Annotated in this window: 10 protein-coding genes; 8 read left to right on the top strand and 2 right to left on the bottom strand. The window is 74.4% G+C overall.

The annotated features are described in order from the left end of the window. Positions 1-953: heme A synthase (locus FAF44_RS33350; RefSeq protein WP_237107309.1), on the bottom strand; the 953-nt coding region annotated here is incomplete at its 3' end. Positions 954-1,050: 97 nt separating this feature from the next. Here FAF44_RS33350 and FAF44_RS33345 point away from each other — a divergent pair. From FAF44_RS33345 to FAF44_RS33310, 8 genes are read left to right on the top strand one after another with little or no spacing between them, the layout of a single operon-like run. Further along, on the top strand, positions 1,051-2,193 hold the full coding sequence (locus FAF44_RS33345) for an FAD-binding oxidoreductase (RefSeq protein WP_237107308.1): 1,143 nt from the start codon (positions 1,051-1,053) through the stop codon (positions 2,191-2,193). Next, positions 2,190-2,432, top strand: coding sequence for a (2Fe-2S)-binding protein (locus FAF44_RS33340; RefSeq protein WP_237107307.1), 243 nt, complete (start codon positions 2,190-2,192; stop codon positions 2,430-2,432). The genes FAF44_RS33345 and FAF44_RS33340 overlap by 4 nt, the downstream gene beginning before the upstream one ends. Then, positions 2,429-3,991 (top strand): NAD(P)/FAD-dependent oxidoreductase, encoded by a 1,563-nt coding sequence (locus FAF44_RS33335; RefSeq protein ID WP_237107306.1) that lies wholly within the window; start codon positions 2,429-2,431, stop codon positions 3,989-3,991. The genes FAF44_RS33340 and FAF44_RS33335 overlap by 4 nt, the downstream gene beginning before the upstream one ends. Before the next feature lie 20 nt (positions 3,992-4,011). Next, on the top strand, positions 4,012-4,905 hold the full coding sequence (locus FAF44_RS33330) for a dihydrodipicolinate synthase family protein (protein WP_237107305.1): 894 nt from the start codon (positions 4,012-4,014) through the stop codon (positions 4,903-4,905). Further along, positions 4,902-5,903, top strand: a complete 1,002-nt coding sequence (locus FAF44_RS33325; protein WP_237107304.1) for a proline racemase family protein — start codon at positions 4,902-4,904, stop codon at positions 5,901-5,903. The genes FAF44_RS33330 and FAF44_RS33325 overlap by 4 nt, the downstream gene beginning before the upstream one ends. Further along, positions 5,903-6,868, top strand: a complete 966-nt coding sequence (locus FAF44_RS33320) for a proline racemase family protein (RefSeq protein ID WP_237107303.1) — start codon at positions 5,903-5,905, stop codon at positions 6,866-6,868. Before FAF44_RS33325 ends, FAF44_RS33320 begins: the two co-directional genes overlap by 1 nt. After that, on the top strand, positions 6,865-7,833 hold the full coding sequence (locus FAF44_RS33315) for an ornithine cyclodeaminase family protein (protein ID WP_237107302.1): 969 nt from the start codon (positions 6,865-6,867) through the stop codon (positions 7,831-7,833). Before FAF44_RS33320 ends, FAF44_RS33315 begins: the two co-directional genes overlap by 4 nt. A gap of 40 nt (positions 7,834-7,873) precedes the next feature. Further along, positions 7,874-8,542: a GntR family transcriptional regulator gene (locus FAF44_RS33310; protein ID WP_237107301.1), complete on the top strand. Its 669-nt coding sequence runs from the start codon at positions 7,874-7,876 to the stop codon at positions 8,540-8,542. Between the two features lie 256 nt (positions 8,543-8,798). On the opposite strand, the gene FAF44_RS33305 is transcribed toward FAF44_RS33310, so the two are convergent. Further along, the gene (locus tag FAF44_RS33305; RefSeq protein ID WP_237107300.1) at positions 8,799-9,716 is read right to left on the bottom strand and encodes a DMT family transporter; all 918 of its coding nucleotides are present in this window, start codon (positions 9,714-9,716) and stop codon (positions 8,799-8,801) included. Positions 9,717-9,722 lie beyond the last annotated feature (6 nt).

The following is a 9,722-nucleotide window of genomic DNA, read 5'->3' as shown; positions in this document are numbered from 1 at the left end:
TCCTGGGCTCGACCCTGGTCTGGATCGCCGCGCAGCGAGGTGGCGACCCGCAGCGCGGCGATCCAGACCAGGGTCGAGCCCAGGACGTGCAGCAGCACCAGCAGCGCCGGCACGGCCAGGAACCACTGGGTGTAGCCGATCACGCCCTGCAGCAGCTCCACCCCGAACAGCGCCAGCGCCGCCCGCCTGGCCCGGCGCGGCGCGTTCGTCACGTGCAGGGCGAACAGCAGGCCGAACGTCAGCCCCACCACCACGTAGGCGATGTCGGCGTGCAGCCGGGCCACGGTCTCGATGTCGAGGTCGAAGCGCGAGGCCATCTCGTCGCCCGAGTGCGGCCCGGTGCCGCTGACCACGACCCCGGCCACCAGCAGCACGAACACGGCCGCCACCAGCGCGTGGCCGAGCCGGCGCACGTCGCGGTGGGTGACCTTGCGCACCGGCCCGTCGCCCTCGCCGGCCCGCGCGTACAGCACCCAGCAGGCGGCGATCAGGCCACTGGAGATGAGGTAGTGCACGCCGACGGTGAACGGGTTGAGCATCGTGTTGACCACCAGCCCGCCCCACAGCGCCTGGGCGACGATCCCGGCCGGCTGCAACCAGGCCAGGCGCACCAGCGGGACCCGGCGCGGCGCCATCCGCAGCGCGGCCAGCACGCACGCCACGCCGACCGCCAGCACCAGGAACGTCAGCAGCCGGTTGCCGAACTCGACGGCCATGTTGAGCGGCGAGACCTCGGGGTGCGCGACCGGGATGAAGCTGTCGGGCGTGCACCTCGGCCAGGTCGGGCAGCCGAGCCCGGAGGCGGTGACGCGCACGCCCGCGCCGGTGACCGTGATGCCCGCGTTGACCACCACGGACGCCAGCGCCCAGCCGCGCATCGACCGCGTGGTCGGCGTCCAGAAGGAGTGCAGGAGACGCACGAGGAGGTTGCCGCTGCCGGCGGGTAGCTTCACGTCATCGATGGTAGGGGCCGGACCGGCCGGTCCCGTCATCGGGAACGGGCTTCTCAAGGCCCCAAGGTATGTGACATATTACTGAGAGGAGGTGGTGATGTCCGACGTGATCGTGGTCGGCGCCGGAGTCGTGGGGGCCGCCTGCGCCTATTACGCCGCGCGCGCGGGCCTCGACGTGACCGTGATCGACCGTGGCCCCGTGGCCGGCGGCACCACGGGCTCGGGCGAGGGGAACGTGCTGGTGTCCGACAAGGAGCCGGGGCCCGAGCTGGAACTGGCCGTGCTGTCGAACCGGCTGTGGCGCTCGCTGGCCGAACTCGGCGGCTTCGAGTTCGAGGCCAAGGGCGGGCTCGTCGTCGCCGAGACCGACGACGTCCGGCGGCAGCTCACCGAACTGGCCGGCAAGCAGGACCTCGAGCACACCCTCGTGCCCGCCACCGGCCTGCGCGACTACGAGCCGCACCTGGCCGACGACCTCGCGGGCGGCGTGTTCTACCCGCAGGACGCCCAGGTGCAGCCCATGCTCGCCGCCGCCGCCCTGCTCAGGCACGGCGCGGACAGCTACGGGCACGGCACGCTGCGGCTGCGGCTCGGCGTCACCGTGACCGGGTTCATCCGCTCCGGCGACCGCCTGACCGGCGTGCGCACCTCGCAGGGCGACGTCCTCGGCGACGCGGTCGTCAACGCGGCCGGCACCTGGGGCGGCGAGGTCGCCGCGATGGCGGGGGTGCGCCTGCCGGTGCTGCCCCGGCGCGGCTTCATCCTCGTCACCGAGCCGCTGCGCGAGCCGCTGATCAGGCACAAGGTCTACACCGCCGCCTACGTGACGAACGTGGCCAGCGACTCCGCCGGGCTGGAGACCTCGGCCGTCGTCGAGGGTACGCCGGCCGGCACCGTGCTCATCGGGGCCAGCAGGGAGCGCGTCGGCTTCGACCGGACGACGTCCGTGCCGGTGCTGGCGCGGCTGGCCGAGCAGGCGGTCGCCCTGTTCCCGGCGCTGCGCGACGTGCGGGCCATCCGGTCGTACTGCGGGTTTCGGCCGTACTGCCCCGATCACCTGCCCGTCATCGGGGCCGACCCGCGCGTGCGGGGGCTCTACCACGCCTGCGGGCACGAAGGGGCCGGCATCGGGCTCGCCCCCGCGACCGGGCACCTGCTCGCCCAGCTCCTCGCCGGCCGGCGGCCCGACCTCGACCTGCTGCCCTTCCGTCCCGACCGGTTCGCCGAGGAGGCCGCGTGAGTTTCCACATCACCGTCGACGGACGTCCCGTGCCGGTCACGCCGGGGCAGACCATCGGCGCGGCCCTGCACGCGGCCGGGGTGCGCGCGTGGCGCACCACCCGGTTCGGCGGACGTCCGCGCGGGCTGTTCTGCGGCATCGGGGTCTGCTTCGATTGCCTGATCTCGGTCAACGGACGGCCTCCCGAGCGGGCCTGCCTGCTGGAGGCCCAGCCCGGGGACGAGGTGACGACGGCATGACGTACGACCTCGTGGTGGTCGGCGGCGGTCCCGCCGGGGTGGCGGGCGCGCTCACGGCCGCCCTGGCCGGGCTGCGGGTGGCGCTCGTGGACTCCGGCCTGCGGCTCGGCGGCCAGTACTTCCGGCACACCCAGGACGCCGGGCAGCACCCCGGGCACGCGCCCGCGCTCGACCGCTTCCTGCGGCAGGCCGGGGCGCTCGGCACGCGGGCCGAGGTGCTGCTGCGGCACCAGGTGTGGAGCGTGTCCCGCGAACCGGACGGCGACCTGCTGGTGCACTGCGCGACCCGGGCCGCCGCTGTGACCGGGACTGCTGTGGCCGGGGCTGCTGTGATCGGCGGGGCGCCCACCGGGGCGCTCGGGGAGCGGGCGGTGGTGCTGCGGACGCGGCGGCTGCTGATCGCGACCGGCGCGCACGACCGGCCGCTGCCGTTCCCCGGCTGGGACCTGCCCGGGGTGCTCACCGCCGGCGGCGCGCAGGCGCTGCTCAAGGGCGGCGGCGTACCGGCCGGGCGGCGGATCGTGGTGTCCGGCACCGGGCCGTTCCTGCTGCCCGTCGCCACGGGGCTGGCCGAGGCGGGGGTCCGGGTGCTCGGCGTGTACGAGGCCAACGGCGGGCTCGGGCTGGCCCGGCATCCGCTGCTGGCGCTCGGCAAGGCCGGTGAGGCGGCCGGGTACGCGGCGGCGCTGGCGCGGCACCGGGTGCCGTACCGGACGCGTCAGGCCGTGGTGGCCGCCCACGGGGAGCACGAGGTGGAGGCCGTCACCGTCGCCCGCCTCGACAAGGACTGGAACGTTCTGTCCACCCGCGTCGTCGAGTGCGACGCCGTCGCCGTCGGATACGGGTTCGTGCCGCAGGTCGAGCTGGGGACCCAGCTCGGCTGCGCGACCCGGCCCGACGTGGACGGCAGCCCGGTGCTGCGCGTGGACGCCACCCTGCGCACCACCGTGCCCGGGGTGTGGGCGGCCGGCGAGCCGGTGGGCGTGGGCGGCTGGCGGCTGGCCGAGCTGGAGGGCCGCCTCGCCGGCCGCGCCGTCGTCGCCGACGCCCGCCCGACCCTCGTCACGAGCACCACGCGCACCACGCGCACCTCCACCGCCACCCCGCCTCCCGGAGACACGGCGGTCGTGCCCGGGGTGTTCGCGCGGCGGCACCAGCGCTGGCGGGCGTTCGGGGAGGCGCTGCAGCGCGCCTACCCCGTCCAGCCCGGCTGGCAGGGCTGGTTGCGCGACGACACCCTCGTGTGCCGGTGCGAGGAGGTGCCGCTGGCCCGGCTGCGCGAGGCGCGGTCGCTCGGCGCCACCGACGCCCGCTCCGTCAAGCTGCTGGCCCGCCCCGGCATGGGCTGGTGCCAGGGCCGCGTCTGCGGCTACGCCGTCTCCTGCCTGGCGGGAGAGCCGCAGCCGCAGCCGCCCCGCCGCCCGATCGCCCAGCCCGTCACACTCGGCGCCCTGGCCTCACTCGCGACCCCCGAGCCCACCGCCGACGCCGACGCCACCGCCGACGCCACCGCCGGGGCCGCCCCCGGCGAGCCGCACGACGACCACCCCGCTCACTGACCCCCCTGGAGGAGCTCCCCATGGACAACCGCAGCAAGCCCTGGCACGGCGTCATGGTCGCCACCGCGCTGCCCCTGCGCGCGGACCTGTCGGTCGACTACGACGGCTTCGCCGCGCACTGCCGCTGGCTGGTCGCCAACGGCTGTGACGGCGTCGTGCCGAACGGCTCGCTCGGCGAGTACCAGACACTCACCGCCGAGGAGCGCGTCAAGGTGATCGAGACCGCCGTCGAGGCCGTCGGCGGCGGCAACGTGATGGCCGGGGCGGGCGCGTACGGCGCGGCCGAGTCGCGCCGCTGGGCCGAGCAGGCGGGCGAGGCGGGCTGCGGCTCGGTCCTGCTGCTGCCGCCCAACGCCTACCGGGCCGACGAGCGGTCGGTCGTCGCGCACTACCGGGAGGTCGCCAAGGCGGGCGTGCCGGTCGTGGCGTACAACAACCCCTATGACACCAAGGTGGACCTGACTCCCGCGCTGCTGGCCAGGCTGTACGAGGAGGGGCTGATCGTCGCGATCAAGGAGTTCAGCGGGGACGTGCGCAGGGCGTACGAGATCGCCGAGCTCGCACCCGGTCTCGACCTGCTGATCGGCTCCGACGACGTGCTCCTGGAACTGGCGGTGGCCGGGGCGGCCGGCTGGATCGCCGGCTACCCGAACGCGCTGCCCGCCGCCAGCTCCGCCCTCTACCGCGCGGCGCTGGCCGGTGACATGGACAGCGCGCTCCCGCTGTACCGTACGCTGCACCCGCTGCTGCGCTGGGACTCCAAGACCGAGTTCGTCCAGGCCATCAAGCTGTCGATGGACCTGGCCGGCCGGCACGGCGGCCCCTGCAGGCAGCCGCGGCAGCCGCTGACGGACGAGCAGGCCGTCGCGGTCCGTGCGGCGACCGAGAAGGCACTGGCGGAAGGACTGCGATGAGGACCAGGCGCGTTTTCCACGCCGTCGACTCCCACACCGAGGGCATGCCGACGCGCGTCATCACCGGCGGCATCGGCGTGATCCCGGGCGCGAGCATGGCCGAGCGGCGCGTGTACTTCCGCGACCACCTCGACCACATCCGCACCCTGCTGATGACCGAGCCGCGCGGCCACTCGGCCATGAGCGGCGCCATCCTCCAGCCGCCGACCAGGCCGGACGCCGACTACGGCGTGCTGTTCATCGAGGTGTCCGGGCTGCTGCCGATGTGCGGGCACGGCACGATCGGCGTGGCCACCGTGCTGGTCGAGACCGGCATGGTCGAGGTGGTCGAGCCGGTCACCACCGTGCGCCTGGAGGTGCCCGCCGGGCTCGTCGAGGTGGACGTCGCCGTCGAGGACGGCATGGCCATGGCCGTGACGTTGCGCAACGTGCCCTCCTACAGCGACCGCCTGGACGCCTCGGTGAGCGTGCCGGGCTTCGGCACGATCCCGTACGACCTCGCCTACGGCGGCAACTTCTACGCCGTCGTCGACCTCGACCGCTACGGCCTGCCCTTCGACCGCAAGGCCAAGAACGAGATCATCGCGGCCGGCCTGGCCACCATGGAGGCCATCAACGCCGCCGACGAGCCCGTGCACCGCGAGGACTCCCGCATCCGCGGCTGCCACCACGTCTACTTCGCCGCCCCCGGGTCCGACGCCCGTCACTCGCGGCACGCCATGGCCATCCACCCGGGCTGGTTCGACCGCTCGCCCTGCGGCACCGGCACCAGCGCCCGCATGGCCCAGTTGCACGCCCGCGGCGAGCTGCCGCTGGGGCGGGAGTTCGTGAACGAGTCGTTCATCGGCACCCGATTCATCGGGCGGCTGCTGGAGGAGACGACGGTGGGCGGGACGCCCGCGGTGGTGCCGTCCATCACCGGCCGGGCCTGGATCACCGGCACCGCCCAGTACTTCCTCGACCCGCGCGACCCGTTCCCCGCCGGGTTCGAGCTCTGATGATCACCACGGTCGACTACCACACCGCCGGGGAGCCGTTCCGGATCGTGACGGGCGGCGTGCCCGAGATCCCCGGCGCCACCGTGCTGGACCGCCGCGCCACCGCGATGGCCGAGCTGGACGACGTGCGGCGGCTGCTCTGCCACGAGCCACGCGGGCACGCCGACATGTACGGCTGTTTCCTCGTCCCGCCGGACGATCCCGGCGCCCGGTTCGGCGCGCTGTTCTGGCACAAGGACGGCTTCTCCACCGCCTGCGGGCACGGCACGATCGCGCTGGGCGTGCACGCCGTACGCGAAGGGCTGGTCGAGGCCGTCCCGGACGGGGTGACGGACGTGGCCGTGGACGTGCCCTCCGGCCGCGTCACCGCCCGCGTGCGCTGCTCCGGCGGGCGCGTCGAAGGCGTGACCTTCGTGAACGTGCCCTCGTACGTGATCGCCTGTGACGTGGACGTGGCGGGCGTGCGCGTGGATGTCTCCTACGGCGGCGCCATCTACGCCGCGCTGCCGGCCGCGGCCGTCGGGCTGTCGGTCGAGCCGGGGCACCTGCCCGCGCTCATCGGCCACGCCCGCCGCGTCAAGGCCGGGCTGGCCGGTCATCCCGCCGCCCGGCACCCCTCCGACGAGCGGCTGTCCGGCGTCTACGGCGTGATCTTCTACGACGAGCTGCCCGCCGCGGACGGCGTCACGCGGCAGCGCAACGTCACCGTGTTCGCCGACGGCGAGGTGGACCGCTCGCCGTGCGGCTCCGGCACCGCCGCCCGGATGGCGCTGCTGCACGACGCGGGCGGGGTCGCCGAGCTGGTCCACGAGAGCATCGTGGGCAGCGTGTTCACCGCCCGGGTGAGCGAGAAGACAGGCGAGGGAGTGATCGTGGAGATCGACGGCATGGCGTACCGGACCGGGAGACACGCCTTCGAGCTCGACCCGGGCGACCCGTTCCCGACCGGGTTCACGCTGCGATGAGCGCGCTGCCCTACCTCGACGCCGCCACGGTCGAGCGGCTGGTGCCGATGGGCCGGGCCGTGGCGGTCCTGGAGGAGGCGCTGCGGGCCGGTCTCGACCCCGAGGCCACGCCGCACCGGCCCGTCGTGGACCTGCCCGCCGGTCAGCTCCTGCTCATGCCCGCCGCCACCCGCCGGTACGCGGGGGTCAAGGCGGTCAGCATCGCGCCGGGCAACCCGGAGCGGGGGCTGCCCCGGATCCAGGGGACGTACCTGCTGTTCGACGGCGACACCCTGGCCCCGCTGGCGGCCATGGACGGGATCGCGCTCACCTCGCTGCGCACGCCCGCCGTCTCCGCGCTCGCCGTCCGGCACCTGGCCGAGCCCGGCGCGCGGCGGCTGGTGGTGTTCGGCAGCGGGCCGCAGGCGTACGGGCACGTGCTGGCGCTGCGGGCGGTGCGGCCGGTGCAGGACGTCACGGTCGTGGGCCGCGACGCCGACCGCGCCGAGCTGCTGGCCGCCCGCTGCCGCGATCTCGGCCTCACGGCGCGCGCCCTGACGACCCCGGAGGAAACGCCCGGCGAGACGGCTCTGCCGGAGCCGGTGGCGCGGGCAGTCGGAGCGGCCGACCTCGTCGCGTGCTGCACCACGGCCAGGCGTCCGCTGTTCCCCGGTAAGCTCGCCCGCGACGGCGTCACCGTCGTCGCGGTCGGCTCGCACGAGCCCGGCGCCCGCGAGCTCGACGGCGATCTCGTCGCCCGGGCCACGGTGGTCGTCGAGGCCAGGGGGGCGGCCCTGGAGGAAGCCGGTGACGTCATCGTCCCGATCCGCCGGGGTACGATCACGTCTCGTCATCTTGCCGGTAACCTCGCCGACCTGATCGCCGGGCGAGTGGTCGCCGGTCCGGGGCCGCGCGTGTTCAAGAGCACCGGCATGGCTTGGGAGGACCTCGTGGTCGCGGCTGCCGCCTACGAGGCGTGGACATAGGCCGCTCACGAGGCGTCAACGAGGAGAAGGGGATGGGCCGATGGCTGCCGAGGACCGGCTCGACCTGCCGATGGTGGGAGAGCGGCAGAGCCTGCGCGAGCAGGTCGCGCAGGCGTTGCGCGCCGCGCTGATCACCGGGGAGATGCGGCCGGGGGTGGTCTACTCCGCGCCGGTGCTGGCGGCCCAGTTCGGCGTCTCGGCCACGCCCGTCCGCGAGGCCATGCTCGACCTGGCCAAGGAGGGCCTGGTCGAGGCGGTGCGCAACAAGGGCTTCCGGGTCACCGAGCTGTCCGACCGCGACCTCGACGAGCTGACCGAGATCCGCCAGCTCATCGAGGTGCCCACGGTCTCCAGGCTGGCCGACAGCTCGCGGGCGGAGGAGTTCGAGCGGCTGCGGCCCATCGCCGAGGAGATCGTCTCGGCCAGCGAGCGGGGCGACCTGCTCGCGTACGTGGACGCCGACCTGCGCTTCCACGTCGAACTGCTGGCCCTGTGCGGCAACGTCCACCTGGTCTCGGTGGTGCGCGACCTGCGTAACCGGGCCCGGCTCTACGGTCTGTCCCAGCTCTCCGAGCGCGGCTCCCTGAGCGACTCGGCCAGGGAGCACCTGCAACTGCTCGACGCGCTCAAGAGCGGCGACTCCGCCGCCGTCGGGCACCTCATGGCCGAGCACATCGGCCACGTACGCGGCATCTGGGCCGAGCACTGAGCACAAGTTCCGACATTCGGGGATCGCGCACTCCCCGATGGCGGTACTCTCGTTGCGGGTCGGCCGGGCGACGCCTCGCGCGAGCGCCGGCGGCCCTTTCGGAACCGGCCCAGGAAAGGCCGGTTGTTTCCGGCATAAGCCTGGTCAAGCGGACACCCGCACTCCGCTGACCGTCACGGGCTCGGCACACCCGCCCATCGAGCCGAGCCCTCCGCCGCGCGCCCGAGACCCCATCCCACGGGCGCGCGGCGGGCCCTCATCCCCGTCGGCCGCTCCGGGTCGAGCCCAGGCTGGCGGCCACGATGCAGATGATCGCCGCCCACTGCTGGACGTGCAGGATCTCGCTGAGCAGCAGCACCCCGACCAGCGCCGCCACGGCCGGCTCCACGCTCATCAGGATGCCGAACACGTGCTTGGGCATGCGCCGCAGCGCCTGCAGCTCCAGCGAGTACGGGATCACCGACGACAGCAGCCCCACCCCCAGCCCGATGAGCAGCAGCTCCGGCCGCAGCAGGTCGGACCCGCCGGTGGTGACGCCGATCGGCGCGATCACGATCGCCGAGACGATCATCGCGAACGACAGCCCGCTGGTCCCGGGGAAGCGCCGTCCGGCCGCCGCCGACAGCAGGATGTAGGTGGCCCAGCACGCCCCGGCCACCATCGCGAACCCGATGCCCGCCCAGCTCACCGAGGCCGAGTCGCCCCACGGCGCGAGCAGCACCACGCCGGACGCCGCCAGCCCGACCCAGGCCAGGTCGATCCGCCGCCGCGAGGCCGCCACCGCCACGCCCAGTGGCCCGAGGAACTCGATCGCCACCGCGATCCCCATCGGCAGGCGTGCCAGGGCCTCGTAGAAGGTCAGGTTCATCACGGCGAGCGTCACGCCGAAGCCGACGCCCACCGCCCAGTCGCGCCAGGCCAGCCCTTTCAGCCTGGGCCGGACGAGCGCCCCCATGATGAGCGCCCCGGCCGCGATGCGCAGGAACACCACCGCGCTCGGCGGCAGCGCCGCGAACAACTCCTTGGCGAAGCCCGCCCCGATCTGCACCGAGAAGATGGCCAGCAGCACGAGCCCGGAGGGCGGGATCGAGTCGGCCGCGGCCCGCAGCAGCCCGCCCGGCCTGGGCAGGCCGGGGCCGCGGTCGAGCGGGTCGTCGAGGGCGAAGGCGGTCACGGAACT

The organism is Nonomuraea sp. MG754425 (assembly GCF_021699195.1).
Lineage (GTDB): Bacteria > Actinomycetota > Actinomycetes > Streptosporangiales > Streptosporangiaceae > Nonomuraea.
This window is presented reverse-complemented; position numbering and strand designations above follow the sequence as displayed.

Coding starts and splice junctions, on each gene's coding strand:
- FAF44_RS33330 (WP_237107305.1), top strand. CDS start 4,012: ATGGACAACCGCAGCAAGCCCTGGCACGGCGTCATGGTCGCCACCGCG.
- FAF44_RS33335 (WP_237107306.1), top strand. CDS start 2,429: ATGACGTACGACCTCGTGGTGGTCGGCGGCGGTCCCGCCGGGGTGGCG.
- FAF44_RS33310 (WP_237107301.1), top strand. CDS start 7,874: ATGGCTGCCGAGGACCGGCTCGACCTGCCGATGGTGGGAGAGCGGCAG.
- FAF44_RS33325 (WP_237107304.1), top strand. CDS start 4,902: ATGAGGACCAGGCGCGTTTTCCACGCCGTCGACTCCCACACCGAGGGC.
- FAF44_RS33315 (WP_237107302.1), top strand. CDS start 6,865: ATGAGCGCGCTGCCCTACCTCGACGCCGCCACGGTCGAGCGGCTGGTG.
- FAF44_RS33320 (WP_237107303.1), top strand. CDS start 5,903: ATGATCACCACGGTCGACTACCACACCGCCGGGGAGCCGTTCCGGATC.
- FAF44_RS33345 (WP_237107308.1), top strand. CDS start 1,051: ATGTCCGACGTGATCGTGGTCGGCGCCGGAGTCGTGGGGGCCGCCTGC.